This window comes from Streptomyces polygonati, assembly GCF_042650325.1.
In the GTDB taxonomy this organism is placed as follows: Bacteria; Actinomycetota; Actinomycetes; order Streptomycetales; family Streptomycetaceae; genus Actinacidiphila; species Actinacidiphila polygonati.
Map to the genome: position 1 here is coordinate 1 of NZ_JBHSBB010000029.1, position 15942 is coordinate 15942.

The following is a 15942-nucleotide window of genomic DNA, read 5'->3' on the forward strand; positions in this document are numbered from 1 at the left end:
ATGACACGCGACGGGCCAGAATGCTGTTGCTCGCCGACATCATCCCGTCGCCCCGCGGAGGCACCCGGTCATGAGGCCCACCCCAGCCGACCCCGAAGCATGGAACGCCTACCTCGCCGAAGGCAACGCCACCCAGGCCCGCAAACGCGTCTCCGCCGACGTCCTCCTCCGCGACGAACAAGGCCGCGTCCTCCTGGTCAAGCCCACGTACAAACCCGGCTGGGACCTCCCCGGCGGCATGGCCGAAGCCAACGAAGCCCCCGACGACGCCGCCCGCCGCGAACTCCGCGAAGAACTCGGCCTCGACATCACCCTCCACGGCCTCCTCGTCATTGACTGGGTCCCACCCCACGGCCCCTGGGACGACCAACTCGCCTTCATCTTCAATGGCGGAACACTCAGCCGCGAGAAAGTCGCCTCCCTCCGGCCCCGTGACCAGGAGCTGTCCGAACTCACCTTCCTCGCACCCGACCAAGCCGTCCAGGCTCTCCACGATGGCCTCCGCCGCCGATTCCACGTCGCGATGGAGTCGTGGGGTGGCAACACACCTGTGTTTCTGCACGATGGAGCAACGACGAGTTAGCCGGCCGGCGCGGGCCTTCATCGACCGCCAGAGTCCCCCACGCGAGCTGCTGAAGCAGCTGGCCAGCGACCGGAGCCCGTGCGACGGAAGCCGTATCGGTTGCGGTCGGGGCGAGTTGACAACTACGAGGGCTCGGTCGGCTCCACGCTCTGCTCGACCCAGCGAAGGTACGCCGCCGACCCCGCCGCGATCGGTACGGCGGTCACCTCTGGCTTGTCCCACGGATGGTGCTCCACCAGGTGTGCCTCAAGCGCCGGATACCGCTCAGCGGTGGTCTTGAGCAGCAACTGCCATTCCTCCCCGGTCCCGAACTCCCCGAGATGCCAGAACACCGACGTCACCGGCCCCACCACCTGCGCCCCGGCCGCCAGCCGCGCCTGCACGACGGACTCCGCCAGCCGGACAGCCTGCTCCTGCGTTTCGGTAGCAGTGAACACCTGCACAAATTCGGCCATAATGCGATCTTACCTAACGATTGGACCGATTATCCCTCATTGAAAAATGAGACGGGAGCACATCTGCACTATCTGCAGATGAAAGATTGGTAGAGGAATCCGACATCAAGCCAGGCGCCTCCTCTGATCAGGTTCAGGAGGAGGGGCGCTTCCCATTTTAAATACTCCAGGTCGCACTTCGGTAGATACTCCGACGATCCACTCTTTCATTCCCGGTGGCCATTCTGTTTCAGAAGACCATTTTACGCCCTTAAGTCTACTGGAAATCCGGTGCTTATTGATCTTTGCTGTAGATAAGAGAGCTCCTGATAGGTCGGCTCCTTCCAGGTTTGAATTAACGAGAATCGATCCCTTCAGATCTGCGTTCCGAAGGTCCGCGTGGCTCAAGTCAGCGGCAGTCAAGTCTGCCTGAATGAGGATTGCGTTCGAAAGACGAACATGCCGCAGATTCGCGCATTTCAATGTGGCGTTGTTGAGAATTACGCCGGTGAGCGTTGCGTGAGTAGCAACTGCATGGGATAGATTTGCCCATGATAGACGAGCATCCGATAGTACGGCGCGCCTTAGATCTGAATTATCCAGAGCGACGTGTAGTAGGCTCGCGTCCATGAGTCCGGCGTTTGACAGATTGGCGTAGCTTGCCTTGGCTCCGTCAAGCAGGGAATGATTGAGGTTGGCTCTTCCTAGATTACAGTGAACTAGCTTAGCCCACCGCAGGTCAGCGCCGTGCAAGTATGCATCGCTCAGGTCTGAATTTGATAGATCAGATTTGCTGAGTCGTGTGTTCCTTAGATCCACTCTGGCTAGGTCACTGTTTGGGAGACTCGCAGATCGCAAGTCCAGGTTTCTAAGGTCATTCCTTTTGAGGTCGGTGAAGTCGAAATCGATAGTCCGAGGGTGATAGGCAAAAGTCGTACGTGCGAGAGCTGAGCGCACTTGCTCTAGATATCCCACCGGTGCAATCTGAATAGGTGGAGTGCTTGATAGTCCCGCGTGACTAAATGCGCTGAAATACTTGAAAATCTTAGAGCGCATGACTCTGCCCACCTGTTGCGTTGGCGGATTTCGACTGTGATGATTGGTCGCTCAGATGATCTGTCTCTGGGCGTAACGACTCGGCTAGGTCCAAATGGTGTTCGACAGTGGGGTGATTGAGGCCCCTGCGAGCTAACTGCTCCAGGATCTTGGGGGCCGCAACACCGGCGGCTACGGCGCCGACTGGGCCGGCAACCTGTTCGGAGGCGCCCAGTGCGGCAGCTAGACCGGCGCCAATGGCGAGACGGATCGCCACGGAGAGTATATAGGGGCCAAAGGGGATCTCTCCCTTCATTCTCCAGGGGTAGCTCTTCACACGACGGATAGCTGAATAAAGATCCAAGCCTTCAATGCAACCCGCCCCGGCTAACCCCCATAGCAGGGCAATCCACCAGTCCATGAGCCTCCGTCCGTGTAATACTCCAATCCTAGGTCCACACACCTCTTCTGGGGCCGGGTTGCACAAACGGAGTCCCACGCAAGCTGGGGCCGGTCGTGGAGCTGGTGCAGTGACGTCGTACAGGAGTTCCGCGCGTGAGAGGACGTGCCGGCACTCGGTGCTTCCCATCGGACCGGTCGACAACCCGCCACCCTGCGGCTTTCGAACGGCCGCCCACCGCTCACCACCGTCCGGCACGCTCTGACCAGGACTTCTAATCCCGAGTTGTGGGTTCGAGTCCGACACGGCCTACGAAGTTGACCCCTCTGCGGGGGGGGGCTGGACTGCGGGTTTGGGTACCCCGATCGCCTCACGGCAGCCGGGGCGCAGCGGTATCAGGCGGAGGTGCGTGAGCGCATGTATCCGGCCCAGACACTTGCGCGGGGGACAGTTGCTCGGCTGCGTATCTCAGCAGAAACGGGATCGGCGGCCGACTTCCTCTGCTTGCCAACTCTGCGCGTTGCATCTTGCCGGCCTCGTGTATGGCCCTGTTGACATTCACCTAACAGGGCATGGAAGGTCGCCGAGACGCGACTGGGCTCATGGACCGCTGGAGGTCTCCATCTCTACCGACTCTTCTGCGGGTGTTTCGCCAGACGATGGAGCGCCTGCATCGTCTGCCTCGCGTATGGCTCCTGACCCGGCATCAAGACGACGACGTCGCGTGTGGTGGCCTGGAGGGGCGCCCGCGGAGGCCGCCACCGTTACTTCACAGACACCTCGTGCAGTCGATACCTCTACAGAACCTTCAAGCAGCGCCTCACCCCGAGCGGCTTCCCACGAGTGGCTGTCATCACGCGGCACCTGGTTGGGTGGCCTGGCTGCGGCCGTGGGCCTGCTCTTCTCGGCAGCCTCGACCGCTTACACCGGCTTGGCGTTCAACGAGCAGACGACTCAGCAAAGACAACAAGCGACTGCTGATGCTAGCGCGCAAGCGGCTCAGGTTAACGTCTGGCTGGACGCACCCTTAGCCGCTCGTGCGGACGAGCGGGCCATCATCGACAACAACGCCACTCTTCCGCTGTATCAAGGGACCCTGTACTTCAAGGTAGGACTCCGTAACCCCAATGGGTCGAATAAATACGGGATAGTCAGACTGGCGTCTCTGGGGGTCATCGCACCTTGCACTCGAACGACGGTCAATCTTACCAAAGCCATATCAAAGGATGGGTACGGAAACCCGATTGGCACCCTCGACACTCTCGATGGCCTGCAGCTGAGCTTTTGGGATGCTGCTGGGCGTGACTGGCTGCGTGACACCGGCCTCGGACTGGCATCGATATATCAACCTAGATTGGTACGCGCTTCTTCGAAGCAGGCCAATTCCCTGAGCGGCAAGGACCGATGGGGTGGTGCGGAAATTCCCTCGGGTATAGATCAGTTGGCAAATTCATTGATTCTGGTGCAAGATGAGACCAGCACTACTAAGTCTACGCTGTGTGGGATGAACTAGACGCCTCGTCCATCCCCTTCACTGCGGTGGGTTGATCACTTGTCTGGGCTGGGTTATCTCGGTGGCCAGCGCGGCGGGTCCTCCTTACTGCCAGCCGTGCGTGAGCGATGCGTGAGCGGACGTGCTGGTACCTGGCCCCTTCCGATGGACAGGACGGCAACCTCGGCCCATCTGACCTGCGGCTTTCGGACGGACACCCACGGCTCACCACCCCCCGTCACGCCCTGACCAGGACTTTTAATCCATTGGTTGTGGGTTCGAGTCCCACACGGCCTACCGTCGGAGCCCTGGTCAGAGGACATGTGACCAGGGCTCCAGGTCTTTTCGGGGGCCGTAGAGATCGTTAGCTCGCACGCTGCTCGCACGAGTCCGGACCATCACGGGCGGGGGCGGCAAGGGTTTCGGCGTGAGCGAGACCCTTCGACCGGACCGGATTCTCAGACCTGCGGGCGAGACTGCTGTCCAACCCGGTCAGGGCGTCGCGCGGGATCCGGCGTACCTTACGGACCTCCACATCGGTGGAGATCACAGCGCCGGACGAGGTGGACCACTCGGATGGGATTCGCCGGACCCGCTGCCCCCGAACTGCGGCGCCCGGGGACGGGCACCGGCAGCGCCGCACCAGGGGTGTGGCCACTACGCAGATCCCTGTGGGGCCAGCGACCGCTCAGCGATGATGTCCACCCGCTTCTGGAATACGCCAGCCGCGTCGGGGGTGAGAGTCGCCAGCGCCACCATGCTGCTGAGGATGACGTCACACAGTTCGTTCTCGACGTCCGTCCACATGTGGCTGCGGCCTTTGCGGGGGTTGGCGGCCACCGCGCCCATTGCGGCTTGCGCGACCTCGCCCACCTCCTCCTGAATTTTCAGCAGACGCAGCAGACGGGCCTGCTCAGGCGTGGCGTTGTCCTTCTCGTCCAGCCACTGCCTCAGCTGCTCGATCGTCTTCCAGGTTTCGTCGGTCACGACGGGGACGCTCCTTGCCTACGGGCGGAATCCGGTTGCTGAGGGACAGTACCGAGGTCACTGATCACAAATCCGGCGATTCGCTCGGCTACCTCCTTGGGTGACGCCACACCGGTGTCGACCATGAGGACACGCACCCCCATGCCTCTCAGGATCGACACGGCCTCCTTGTACAGAGCCGTCTCACGGGTCGGCGCCTCAGGGTCGCGGTTGAACCGGTGGGTGGCCCCCCGCTGGGCGATGCGCCCGGCGATGTTGCGCGGATCCGCGGTGAGGATCACCGCGAGGTCCGGCATCCGCATGCCTGCGTTGAGGTCCACGAGGTACTGCTGCGGCACGCCGTCGAGGCGTTGCAGGACCAGCGAGGAGGCCACGTAGCGGTCGCAGACCACGGTGACCCCGGTGTCCAGGCGTGGCACGACGTCGCGGGCGAGGTGGTCGTGCCGGTCGGCGGCAACAAGGCACGCCAGCGTCGCCCCCTGGTACCGGTCGGCGTGCTCGCGCACGAACCGGCCGAGCTCGGAGTGAGACGGCTCGGCCGTCGTGTAGACCTGTTCCCCGTGGCTGGTGAGGAAGCCCGTAAGCGCCGCGGCGGTGGTGGACTTACCGACGCCGCCGGGCCCGTCGAGGGTTATGAACCGCCCGGAACCGGTCACGCGCGCACCGCCCCGGCGCCATTGCGGTCGTGCTGCTCGCGGGCGAGCTGTGCCAACGCAGCGCGCAATTCGGGTAGGGGCGTGCCGGAGAATTCGATGCCCACGCTGAAGTTGAACTCGTCGCGCTGCCGCATCGCCTCGCTGGCGCCCTGGTCGGTCAGGTCGACGTCGGCGTACGCGGTCATGGCGGCCGGATCGTAGCCGTCGGCGAGGAGCTTGTCCCAGATCGGCGACCCGGGGTACGGCCGGAACTCAAACACCGAGGCCCGGAACCGGCCGGGCAGACGGTCGGACAGCGCCCACAACTGCCGCACATGCGCCATCGTCGCCGCCAAGTCGTCGGGCTGCTCGCCCGGATACCCGAGGATGAAATAGCCCTTCACGCTGATTCCGCGCCGCATCAGCCGCTCGGCGACGCGCAGCGTCATCGCCGCGTCGATCCGCTTGTCCATCGACGCCAGGACCCGGTCACTGCCGGACTCGATGCCGAGAGCGACCTCGCGCATGCCGGACGCGGCCAGGGTGTCGAGCATCGTCTCGTCTTCGCGGTCCAGGACGTTGATCCGACCGGTGGCGTCCCAGACCCACCGCTCCCCGACCCGGTCGGCGGTGAACGCCTGCATCATCGGGTGGATGATGCGGCGGGCTCCGAGGAACAGGTCATCCACGAACCGGAACGCGCTGACGGCGTGGCCGTCGGCCAACTGGTGCATCTCGGCCAGGATGTTGTCCGGCGTGCGGGTGCGAATCGTCACGTCCGGGTTGGCGCTGACGGCCGCACCGCAGAACCAGCAGTCGTAGGGGCAGCCCCGCGCTCCGACGAGGTTCGCCTCGTGGCGGCCGTCGTCGGCCAGGTACGGGTCCTGCGGCAGGAACCTCCGGTCAACGAATGGCAGGGCGTTGATGTCCGGGCTCAGCCAGTGCCGGCGGGCCGCGTTGTCGTGCTCGACGCCCTCGGCGGTGGTGCCCAGAAGGCGGTCACGCCACATCACCCCGGGCAGGTCGGCCCGCCTGCCGGTGTCGCCGAGGAGCGCCGTGACGCGGGTCTCTCCCTCTCCGACGACCAGGGCCATCAGCCGGCGCATCCGCGGATCGGCGAGGACCGTCTCCGGCGCTGCCTTGGCGTGATGTCCGCCGACCATCAGCCGTACCCCCTCGTCGAGGCCTGCTGCGATCCGCGCGGACAGCTCGTACGTGGGGGCGAGGAGGTTCATCCCCACCCAGCGGGGCCGGGCTTCGTTCACGAGCTGCGTCGTCTCATCCACGCCCAGACCGTGGGCCTCGCCGTCGAGCACACCGACGTTGAAGCCCTCTTGGCGGGCGTAGCTGGCGATGTACCCCATGCCGATGACCGGCAGCGTGTAGTCGGTGAGCCGAGGGCGCAGGGAGTAGTCGCGAAGCGGCGCATTGACCAGAAGCAGGTCGAGGCCGCGGGCTCCGTCTGCTCCGGTGATGAGGTCAGGGGCGGTCGGTAAGTGGTGGTTGGGCATGGATCCCCCAGGCGAGTGTGTAGGTGGTGAGAGCGTGGATCTGGTGGCGGTCCGGTGCCCAGCGGCACCACAACGCCTCGAACTCCCGCGGTTCCTTGGGGAACGCAAGCTGCGGCGCGGCCTTGCGGGCCCAGGTGCGTACGGCCAGGTCGTCATGCGGGTACACGGAGTAGTCGCCGGTGAAGTCCGCAGCAGCGCAGGCGGCTGTCCACGGGCCGACGCCCGGGACTTCCTGAAGGGCCTTCACCAAGTCGTCGGCAGGCAGTTGGGCCCAGGTGTCGGCGTTGTCCAGGTAGGTGGTCGCGGCGGCCGGCAGCGCCCTTCGATGCAGCGCGGCACCGATCGCGGTGAACTGGGCATCGGTCAGGTCCAGGACTGCGCGAGGCGACGGCACGGTGTGCATCGGCCCCGTCGGCGTGGCGTAGACCGGGCCGTACGTCGTGGCCCACCGCTGGTAGAGGGCGCGGGCCTGCGGCGCGCGGATGATGCGGCGAAGCAGGCCGCTCGTGATCGCCTCCCACAGAGTGGGGCTCGACACCCGGCACACGGTGCCGAGGCCGGTGAGGGCTTCCGTCAGCTCGCCAGGTGCGGACGGCGGCAGGTCAGTGGTCTGGGTCTCGACCGGGATGGGAGCGGGCGTCAGGGTGCCCTCCAGGGCTGTGGCTGTCAGGCTGCCTCCGGTCCACGCCACGTGCCAGGCCCCGGTATCGGTGGTCACCAGCCGGGCCGGGGTGCCGTCGGGCTGCTCCGTCCACGCTGGGTGGTCGGTCAACAGGGTGATGGTGTTCATGGTGTCTCCGTCGTTGATCTGCGGCATAGCCCTACGGGTGTGCGTGGCGAACGAAGCCGCCGGTCGCGCACACCGCAGTTTGCTCGTTCCATGACGTGTCGCGAGGCATCTCGGCCGAAGCCGGAACCTGCCAGGACGACCCGGGAGCGGGAGCATCCGGGCCGCGACCCGTCGCCCGGATAATTCGACCCCTTCGCACAGCCAGCAATCACCGGTCACCCGCGGCTGTTCGTGCACGTCCCGTCATCTCCGGTCTTGGTTTGCAAGGTCTGCCCGCCGACCCTTAGCGGCAGCCGGGCTGTACCCGCCCCGGCAGCGTGCAGAGAACTGGAAGAATTCGCCGCTCTCAACGCCGAGTCACCAGAATGGCGCACAGGGTGACGTGCCGGGAATGTGGTTCCACTGAGGAGACCCTGAAGTTTCACCGCAGTTCGGGCGCATCGGCCGCCGATGAGCCGACCGGTCAGACGGCCGATGCCATGCTCGGCACATGGCCGAACTCAATGGACGTCCCGTCACCCTGGACGAACTCCAGACCCTCGCCCTCACCAACTACGGCTCCTTCACCAGCCTGCGGGTGGATGAGGGTCGTGTGCGGGGCCTGTCACTGCACATGGAGAGGCTGGTCCGTGACAGCCGTGCGCTTTTCGGCGTCGACCTGGACCCGGAGCGCATGAGGGGGTTCATCCGACGGGTCGCACCGATGTCCGGATCGGCCACGATCCGCGTCACTGTTTTTGATCCGGCAACTGACCTCGGCCACCCGGACCGTGCTGACGACCCTCACATCCTCGTCACTCAGCGGCCGGCCGGGGTGCTTCCCCTGCCTCCTCTTTCGGTCCAGTCCACCGTCTACCAGCGAGATCTGCCCGAGGTGAAGAGCGTGGGCCTCTTCGGCTCCCTCCACCACCGCAGAGCGGCCCAACTCGACGGCTATGACGACGCACTCTTCGTGGATGCTCAGGGCGTCATCAGTGAAGGCGGCACCTGGAACGTCGGCTTCTTCGACGGGGACCGGGTGATCTGGCCCGATGCCGAGGCGCTGCCCGGTGTGACCATGCTCCTTCTCCAAGAGGTCCATGAACACCGCATCGACAGGGTCGCGCTCGACGACCTGGGCGCCATGCAAGCCGCGTTCGCCACCAACGCCGCCATCGGGGTCCGTGGCATCGCGCGCATCGACGCCATCCGGTTCGCCGCGGACCACCAAGTGCTCGACGCCCTCCGCAAGGACTACACGGCCGTGCGGGGCGAGCCGATCTGAGCCGGAAGTCCGGGATGGCGCTCGTGGCTAGGGTTGAACGTGAGAAGGGCCGGTGGGGAGACGTGGCTACCGTAGAGCGCTGGACGGGCAGGGAAGCCAAGGCATTACGCACGGCCAAACGCATGAGCCTGGAAGCGTTCGCCGGTCATCTCGGCATCAGCGAACGCACCCTGTCCACCTGGGAGAGCCGCGGCGAGGACATCACCATCCGCGCGGTCAACCAAGCAGCCCTGGACACCTCCCTGCGGGCATCTGGCCCGGACGTCCACGAGCGGTTCCTCCGTCTGACCGACGCCTTCGAGACGGTTCTGCCCAGCCCGGACGGCGCAGCCGCGTACGGGCCTCCCGCTCAACGGCAGGCCCGCCACCCCCACGACGGCAAGCAGATGGCCCTCGTTGACGTCGGCGTCTTCCTCAGCGGGCCGCAGAACAAGCCCACCTGGGTCCCCGCCTTCTATATCGACATCTTCCCGGTCACGAACTCCGACTACGTCCGCTTCATCGCCGCCACAGGCCACCAGCCTCCGCAGCACTGGCCGAAGAGCAAATGCCCCGACGCTCTCTTCGACCATCCCGTCACCTTCGTCACCTGGCACGACGCCGCCTCGTACGCCTCCTGGGCAGGCAAGGGACTCCCCACCGCCCAGCAGTGGGAGAAGGCGGCTCGCGGTGTCCGAGGAGACGTCTATCCCTGGGGCAACCAGCCCACCCCGGCCAAGTGCAATTCCCGCGAGAGCGGCGTCGGCTCCACCAGCCCGGTCGGCCGCTACCACAGCGGCGTCAGCCCCTACGGCGTCTACGACCTGTGCGGCAACACCTGGGAATGGACCAGCACCCGCTCCACCCCGGGCCGCTACGAACTGAAGGCCGGCGCCTTCACCAGCCCCTTCGTCCGCGCCACGCCCTCGTCCTTCAACGATGCGGCCTCGACAATGCTCGACGACGACACGGGCTTCCGCTGCTGTACACCGGAGACCTCGATGCGAGATCTCCTGAAGCCGACCCTGGTCGTTGACACCGGTCAGTGACGGTGCGCCTGGCGGTCACGTCGGGCCTTGGAGATCGCTAGCTCGGCCGCGGCTCGGCCGAAATGCACATGATCATGGGCGCGCGACCAAGGGTTTGAGCGGGGCCCGGGCACGTGGGTTTGCCCAGAATGGCCTTCGGGTACACCAGGAAGGTCACGGATCGTTTGCCGCGGTGAACGAGACGCCATCCAGGGCGAACGAGGGAAGTGGCCTCCGTGACAAGTTTCTGGCGCACCGTGCGCCTTGCGCTCACCAGCAACGGCATGACCGCTCGACTGTGCATGATCCTGTTGACGCTCGCAGTCGTAGGACTGGCCTGGCGCTCATAACTCAACCGGCCCCGCCGGACCTTACGAACCTCCAGTCCCCAAGGGTGGGAGACGGCCCTACCGTTGGCCCGGGACGTGAAGCTTAGGGTGCGGCCAGCCGCCGTAACCCCTGCTTCCGCTGCGACCGAAGGCGGGTCGCAAGTGGGCGAGCGGGCAAGGGGCACCCGCAAAGCAGGTACCCGTGAGGTGTGGCCGAGTCGGACTCGGTCGCAACCACGTCCGTTGTGGCCGTGGTTGCCGAGGGCAGTGTGCTCTGGGCTTTTCAGCCTTGCCGTCGGCGCCGCCGCAGCATACCGGCAGTGCTGCCAAGGGCCACAGCCAGCGAGCCGCCCAGCACCCAAGGCAGGTTCGAGGTGACAGATGCTGCGGGGTGGTGCACGAAGACCATCAACGATCTTGCTTCCCCGAGTAGCCCGCCGGTCAGCGTGAACCCCCACATGATCAGAAGGATCGTCCAACCGTTCCGGGCACGCAGCCAGTCATTCACGCGGTCATCATGCACCCGGGAGACACAACTTCCGCAGCCCACCGGCCCGGATGACCGAGTCGGCTTCGGCCGCAACCGTGGGCGTTAACGACGCTGGCCAGCGACCCGGACTGCCACCATGGCAGTCCGCCGGCCATAACCGCCTCCCAGAGGGCGGCGGTACATCAAGGTCGGGCCAAGGGCGTCGGCACTCGTTACGCCCTTCTTCCGGTGATCCCACGAGAATGCAGGTCAGCGACCTGGACGTTCGTTACGAACGTCCAGGTCCCTGGGGCGATGATCGCTTTCGCGGCGCCGCGAAGCTGAAGACCGGGTCGTAGGCAGTCGTGGTCCAGAGGGCCGCGATTGGGTATCGCCGCAGGTCAGCCAAGTTACCCGACTGGATAAGCTCGCCCACCTGCGGAAACCTTCCCGGAGCCGGGAAAGTGGCGGGTCGAAGCTGGACCAGTAAGGCACATGCCCGTCTCCCGGGCGGAGGTTCTTACGGTTGCCCCGTGACAACCCAGGTCAGTCACCTGGAGGCGTGTCTCGCACCTTCAGGTCCAGGGGTCCGTATTGCTGAGGACCCTTTCTGTGCGGCACCGACCAGGCGGACCTTGCGGACCGCCAGCGCCGCAAGGGTGGGCGGCTGCGGCCCACCCCATGCCCCGGGGCGTGGTGGTCAGGGCAGGGCGGTGAAGGTGGCCTGGTAGAAGTAGCCGTACGAGGGCCCGGTCTGGTGGACGTTGTATGAGAAGCCGTGGCCGTAGCTGAGGACGCCCGAGAGCGGGTCGGGCTCCGTGACCACTCCGGACGGCGAGACCCAGGCGTAGCTGACGGTGTAGGCGGCGGGGACGGACCCGTCCCATGCGTAGCAGTAGAAGTCGATGGGATGTTCGGGAAGGTCCATCACGAAGCTCGGGGTGTCGGTGGTCAGGTAGACGTGATGCCGGTTCTGCGGATTGAAGTCGATGTCGTTGCAGGTGATGTCCGCCAGCTGTGTGTCCGCGGACGCGGCGGCCGCCGGTGCGACCAGCGGGACGGCGAGCGCGGCAGCGGCGGCGAGTAAGAAAACGGTCTTGCGCACAGGTACCCCCCAGGGACTGCGGACAGAACCTCCATCATCACGGGTGGACCGGACTGTCCGCACGGCGTCTTCCGGCCCATATCGGGGTGCCCGGCGACCGGCATCTCATCCGGCCGGCGGCTGTCCACCCTGCTGCCCGAGCCGCTCCCGCTCGGTCTCGGCGCTCTCCCCCGGATCCCGGTGCGCTCGGTCTCCGCGTCTCGTGGGTCGTCCGCACCGCATCGCAGATCGTGTCCGGCCGCCGCTGGGCCGAACCGCGCTTGCCGTGCGCGGCCGTTACCGGCCCGACAACCTGCGCCCACCCCGGCCGACCCCGAAGTCTGGAACGCCTACCTCGCCGAAGGCAAAGCCAGCCAGCCCCGCAAACGCGTCTCCGCGATGCCGCGCGGTGATCGGTCAGCTCTTCGGGCAGAGCGTGGCGCGCAAGGCGACATTGAGGAGCTTGCCCTGCTCGTCCGTCAGCGGGCTGGCATCGTTGCCGAACCGCTGCGCCGCAAGGTGATCGGGGTCGGCTGCGCCGCCGTTGAGGGACTGGCACTGGCTGCGGGCAGCGTCCACGGTCTTGTCCATATCTTCCGCCAGCCAGGGGTCGACCGATATGAGCGCGGAGAGGAGGAGCTTCCGTGCTTCGCCGTCGGGCGCGGACGGGATGCCGGCGGCGACCTTGATGCTGCTGATGTCAACCGAGGGCGCTGAGGCCACCGAGGCCTTGTCGTCGCCGGAGTCGCAGGCGGTCAGGGTCAGGAGCGCGGCAGCGGCAACAGCCGCGGCAGCGATACGGATACGCATGGGGCCAGCGTGGCGCACTGGATATCTCGGGGTGCTGCCTGTGACGAGGCTGTGACAGGACGACGGTCCCTGACTCACTGAGCGCGAGGCCTCACGGCCCTTTGTCCGGACATACGTCCGGTGTGCGCCGGGTGTCTCCGACGGGGGTCGTGTTCTGGCGGATTTCGCGGTGGAACCTCAGCCGGTTCCGGTTCGGGTTCCGGAACCAGGGGCGTCCGCCTCGACTTCCGGCTCGAACGAGAGGTGATCGTGGACACTGCGGCCGGCATCTGCGAGACGCTGGAGACTGAACTCGGAGAGCGGTGGTGGCGATGAGTGCGTACCGTGTCACGGCACGCCGCAGCGGCGATTGGTGGGCACTCGAAGTCTCCGACCTGCCCGGAGTCCACAGTCAGACGAAACGACCGGACCGCGCTGCCAGCGAACGACGAAGGGCCCGCACCGGACGCCTCGGGGGCGGGTGGTCCGGTGCGAGGGCGGGTCCTCAGGGCCGCAGAGTCATCAGCCGGCTCCGCAGCGCCCCGGGGGTGACCGCGTCAGCGGACAGCCACGAGGAGCCGGTGACCTCTTCCGCCTGGAGCTCGGTGACGTCGGCGGTGGTGCGGAACAGGAACCGGAAGTCGAAGTGCTGGTGGTCGGGTTCACCTTTCGCGGGGTTGTCGGGGATGGGATGGGTGTCGATGTGCAGCGGCACCACGCCGGCCGGCGCAACCTGATCGGGGCTGATCCCGGTCTCCTCGGCCAACTCCCGCAGCGCGGCTCCCATCAGCGTCGTGTCGGAGGCTTCGAGGTGGCCGCCCGGGAACAGCCATTTCTTCAGCGCCTTGTGCCTGATGGTGAGCAGCCGGCCGTCCGGGCGGAGCAGCACCGCCCCGGCGGTGACGTGGCCGCGGAAATCCTTACGGGAGGCGATCGAGTCGCCGGCCGCCTCGAGTACCTCGGTGAGAACGGCGAGCGAGTCCTTGTCCAGCGGGTGCTCCTCTACGTAGGCGGCGAGGGTCTCCCGTACGTGCTGGGCGGTGACGGGCATGGTTTCTTTACCGGTTGAAGTAGGTCAGCCAGGTGTCGGCGATCGCGCGGCGGTCCGCGGCGGTCGCCTCGTGCATACCGCTGGTCAGGCTGCCGTGGGCGAGCATGCGGATTCCGGCGAGTATCTCGGCCTGCACGAGGAGGATGAACGGCCCCACGCTCGCACCGTGCAGGAAGTTGACCGCGTTCCCGCCGTTGAGCAGGTAGAAGTAGTGGCCGGTGGTCTGGTACCGGGTGACATGTTCACCGTCTCGGGTGCGGGAGTACACGTCGGGCAGGCCGGCCAGGTCCAGCTCATCCTCGGACGAGGTCACCGTGGCGACGTAGGCGCCGTTGCGGAGCGCGGAGAAGTCCTCGTCGCGCAGGCTGATGGAGCCGGTGGCGCAGAGGACCAGGCCCGCGTTGTGCAGCGCGTCGTCCCGGTCCCGGGCGACGGTGAACCCCTGGCTCAGGGCCTGAGTGCGGCGGATCGGGTCGATGTCGAACACGGTGACCTGCACCCCCTTGGCGTGCAGCAGTCGGGCGATGGAGCCGCCGAGCTTGCCGAAGCCGATGACGAGTGCGGGCCGCCCGTGCATGATGTCGCCGCGCCCGCGCATGAGCGCCTCGGTGGAGAACACCACGGACTGACCCACCAGAAAGTCCTCCGGGTCCTTCAGCGGCGAGCGGGCGACCGATACGACGGGGCAGGGCAGTTTCTCGAACTCCGCGTAGCGCTTGTGGCCGTTCTCGGTGTCCTCGACCACGCCGAGGAGGCGGCCGGAGAACCGGTCGCACAGCTCGGCCAGCACCGGGGCGAAGTACCCGCCGACGTCCAGGAGGGCGACCTGCTCACCGCCGGCGCGGGATTCGAGGTATTCCAGGGCCCGTTCGGCGTCGGCGAACAGGTCGCGGGTGAGCGGGTCGCACTGGGTGAACCGTTCCACTTCGCGCCGCGCGGTGGGCGAAACCGACTTGGGCTTGGGCAGCACCGCGCGCAGGTCGGACGCGGAGGCCACGGCGCGGACGAATGCCGGGCGTTCGGGCAGCAGGTGCGTCACGAGTAACGACGCCGGGGGCCGCTCGGAGCGGAACTGTGCGGCGATCTTGTAGAAGTAGGCGTCCAGGCGGGCGCGCTCGAACGACTCCATGGATTCACCTCTGGGAGAGGGAACGGGGTGTGATGACCCTGCGGGTCCTGCCAGGCGCAGGCGATTCCGCTGTCCGCTCCGGACGGGGTACGCGGAAGGAGCGCACAGCCCTGTTGACGCTAGGCAGTGGCGTTCTCGCTGGCCATCAAGTTGCACAGAATTACATGGCAGTTGCTCCGGACAGGTCGTGGCCAGTACTCACTCTTGACCAGCGGACCAGGGAAGGGCGACGGTGGTGCAAATTACTGCAACTTGCCAGCGCAGGAGGTCAGCCGCTGTGAACATACGGTTCGTAGGGATCGACCCCGACACGGACGAAGACGGATGCCCAACGGTGTGGGTGGACACGGGCACGTCGGAATTACTCGTCCAGGGCTACACCGCCGACGAAGAGACCGCGGATGGCGCCGCTCATCAGGAAGGCGCTCGATGAACTCGATGAACTCGACCGACTTCAGTGAGCTGATCGCCGGCACCAGCTTGTCGGCCGTGCACCTGGAGACGCGGGACATCTACTTCAGCAATCCCCGCTTCGAGGCGTGGCGAGGCGGAGCGCGCATCGACTGGGAGGACCGCGGCGCCTGGTGGCGGCCCTTTCACCAGCAGATCGCCGATGCCGTCGCCCGAGGCGTCGTCGTACGCCGCGCCCGGGTCGTGTCCGAGCCGGTGACCGAGTACATCCGCTGGGAGCACTACCAGACCACTGCCAACGCGCTGGCCGGCGAACAGATCCGCTGGCTGCCCCGGGCGCAGGCACAGGGGCTGCTGCTGCCGGTGAATGACGGCTGGGTCTTCGATGACCGTCTCGTCAGGGTCCATCACTTCTCCGGGGACGGGGAGTGGACCCGGAGCGAAGTTCTTGACGACCAGGGGGTGGCTACCGCCTACGCGGATGCCTTCGAGAAGATCTGGGAACAGGCCACCCCACACGACGAGTACAGGATCAAGTAAGC

General features: G+C 66.1%; 16 protein-coding genes. 5 read left to right on the forward strand and 11 right to left on the reverse strand.

Annotated elements, in window-relative coordinates; all coding sequences use genetic code 11:
• The first annotated feature begins 70 nt into the window (after positions 1–70).
• Positions 71–583, forward strand: a complete 513-nt coding sequence (locus ACFO3J_RS29985; protein WP_386436020.1) for an NUDIX domain-containing protein — start codon at positions 71–73, stop codon at positions 581–583.
• A gap of 122 nt (positions 584–705) precedes the next feature.
• Here the strand turns inward: ACFO3J_RS29985 and cutA are convergent, their stop codons facing one another.
• Both cutA and ACFO3J_RS29995 read right to left on the reverse strand, forming a co-directional pair.
• On the reverse strand, positions 706–1038 hold the full coding sequence (cutA, locus tag ACFO3J_RS29990) for a divalent-cation tolerance protein CutA (protein ID WP_386436023.1): 333 nt from the start codon (positions 1036–1038) through the stop codon (positions 706–708).
• Positions 1039–1143: 105 nt separating this feature from the next.
• Positions 1144–2073, reverse strand: coding sequence for a pentapeptide repeat-containing protein (locus ACFO3J_RS29995; protein ID WP_386436025.1), 930 nt, complete (start codon positions 2071–2073; stop codon positions 1144–1146).
• Positions 2074–3341: 1268 nt separating this feature from the next.
• Here ACFO3J_RS29995 and ACFO3J_RS30000 point away from each other — a divergent pair.
• On the forward strand, positions 3342–3965 hold the full coding sequence (locus tag ACFO3J_RS30000; RefSeq protein ID WP_386436028.1) for a hypothetical protein: 624 nt from the start codon (positions 3342–3344) through the stop codon (positions 3963–3965).
• Positions 3966–4601: 636 nt separating this feature from the next.
• On the opposite strand, the gene ACFO3J_RS30005 is transcribed toward ACFO3J_RS30000, so the two are convergent.
• The 4 genes from ACFO3J_RS30005 to ACFO3J_RS30020 are packed head-to-tail and all read right to left on the reverse strand — an operon-like array spanning position 4602 to position 7867.
• Positions 4602–4931, reverse strand: a complete 330-nt coding sequence (locus tag ACFO3J_RS30005) for a MazG-like family protein (RefSeq protein WP_386436031.1) — start codon at positions 4929–4931, stop codon at positions 4602–4604.
• Entirely contained in the window at positions 4928–5587 is a 660-nt protein-coding gene (gene tmk / locus ACFO3J_RS30010) for a dTMP kinase (RefSeq protein WP_386436034.1), read from the reverse strand. The genes ACFO3J_RS30005 and tmk overlap by 4 nt, the downstream gene beginning before the upstream one ends.
• Entirely contained in the window at positions 5584–7077 is a 1494-nt protein-coding gene (locus ACFO3J_RS30015) for a B12-binding domain-containing radical SAM protein (RefSeq protein ID WP_386436037.1), read from the reverse strand. The genes tmk and ACFO3J_RS30015 overlap by 4 nt, the downstream gene beginning before the upstream one ends.
• Positions 7046–7867 carry a hypothetical protein gene (locus ACFO3J_RS30020; RefSeq protein WP_386436040.1) on the reverse strand — a complete coding sequence of 274 codons (822 nt, stop codon included), beginning with the start codon at positions 7865–7867 and terminating at the stop codon, positions 7046–7048. Before ACFO3J_RS30020 ends, ACFO3J_RS30015 begins: the two co-directional genes overlap by 32 nt.
• 490 nt (positions 7868–8357) lie before the next feature.
• Between ACFO3J_RS30020 and ACFO3J_RS30025 the strand changes: the two genes are divergently transcribed.
• Positions 8358–9131 carry an aminotransferase class IV family protein gene (locus ACFO3J_RS30025; RefSeq protein ID WP_386436042.1) on the forward strand — a complete coding sequence of 258 codons (774 nt, stop codon included), beginning with the start codon at positions 8358–8360 and terminating at the stop codon, positions 9129–9131.
• A gap of 122 nt (positions 9132–9253) precedes the next feature.
• Positions 9254–10159 (forward strand): SUMF1/EgtB/PvdO family nonheme iron enzyme, encoded by a 906-nt coding sequence (locus ACFO3J_RS30030; protein WP_386436044.1) that lies wholly within the window; start codon positions 9254–9256, stop codon positions 10157–10159.
• Between the two features lie 591 nt (positions 10160–10750).
• Here the strand turns inward: ACFO3J_RS30030 and ACFO3J_RS30035 are convergent.
• From ACFO3J_RS30035 to ACFO3J_RS30055, 5 genes are all read right to left on the reverse strand, one after another.
• On the reverse strand, positions 10751–10975 hold the full coding sequence (locus ACFO3J_RS30035; protein ID WP_386436046.1) for a hypothetical protein: 225 nt from the start codon (positions 10973–10975) through the stop codon (positions 10751–10753).
• A gap of 661 nt (positions 10976–11636) precedes the next feature.
• A complete protein-coding gene (locus ACFO3J_RS30040) occupies positions 11637–12041 on the reverse strand; it encodes a hypothetical protein (RefSeq protein ID WP_386436049.1) in 405 nt (134 codons plus the stop codon).
• A 396-nt stretch (positions 12042–12437) separates the two neighbouring features.
• Positions 12438–12830: a hypothetical protein gene (locus tag ACFO3J_RS30045; protein WP_386436052.1), complete on the reverse strand. Its 393-nt coding sequence runs from the start codon at positions 12828–12830 to the stop codon at positions 12438–12440.
• A gap of 484 nt (positions 12831–13314) precedes the next feature.
• Positions 13315–13860 (reverse strand): NUDIX hydrolase, encoded by a 546-nt coding sequence (locus ACFO3J_RS30050; protein ID WP_386436054.1) that lies wholly within the window; start codon positions 13858–13860, stop codon positions 13315–13317.
• Positions 13861–13867: 7 nt separating this feature from the next.
• On the reverse strand, positions 13868–14989 hold the full coding sequence (locus ACFO3J_RS30055) for an adenosylhomocysteinase (RefSeq protein ID WP_386436057.1): 1122 nt from the start codon (positions 14987–14989) through the stop codon (positions 13868–13870).
• Between the two features lie 438 nt (positions 14990–15427).
• Here ACFO3J_RS30055 and ACFO3J_RS30060 point away from each other — a divergent pair, with 438 nt between their 5' ends.
• Positions 15428–15940, forward strand: a complete 513-nt coding sequence (locus ACFO3J_RS30060; protein WP_386436404.1) for a DUF6879 family protein — start codon at positions 15428–15430, stop codon at positions 15938–15940.
• Positions 15941–15942 lie beyond the last annotated feature (2 nt).

Coding starts and splice junctions, on each gene's coding strand:
- ACFO3J_RS29985 (WP_386436020.1), top strand. CDS start 71: ATGAGGCCCACCCCAGCCGACCCCGAAGCATGGAACGCCTACCTCGCC.
- cutA (WP_386436023.1), bottom strand. CDS start 1,038: ATGGCCGAATTTGTGCAGGTGTTCACTGCTACCGAAACGCAGGAGCAG.
- ACFO3J_RS29995 (WP_386436025.1), bottom strand. CDS start 2,073: ATGCGCTCTAAGATTTTCAAGTATTTCAGCGCATTTAGTCACGCGGGA.
- ACFO3J_RS30015 (WP_386436037.1), bottom strand. CDS start 7,077: ATGCCCAACCACCACTTACCGACCGCCCCTGACCTCATCACCGGAGCA.
- ACFO3J_RS30020 (WP_386436040.1), bottom strand. CDS start 7,867: ATGAACACCATCACCCTGTTGACCGACCACCCAGCGTGGACGGAGCAG.
- ACFO3J_RS30025 (WP_386436042.1), top strand. CDS start 8,358: ATGGCCGAACTCAATGGACGTCCCGTCACCCTGGACGAACTCCAGACC.
- ACFO3J_RS30030 (WP_386436044.1), top strand. CDS start 9,254: ATGAGCCTGGAAGCGTTCGCCGGTCATCTCGGCATCAGCGAACGCACC.
- ACFO3J_RS30045 (WP_386436052.1), bottom strand. CDS start 12,830: ATGCGTATCCGTATCGCTGCCGCGGCTGTTGCCGCTGCCGCGCTCCTG.
- ACFO3J_RS30050 (WP_386436054.1), bottom strand. CDS start 13,860: ATGCCCGTCACCGCCCAGCACGTACGGGAGACCCTCGCCGCCTACGTA.
- ACFO3J_RS30055 (WP_386436057.1), bottom strand. CDS start 14,989: ATGGAGTCGTTCGAGCGCGCCCGCCTGGACGCCTACTTCTACAAGATC.
- ACFO3J_RS30060 (WP_386436404.1), top strand. CDS start 15,428: ATGAACTCGACCGACTTCAGTGAGCTGATCGCCGGCACCAGCTTGTCG.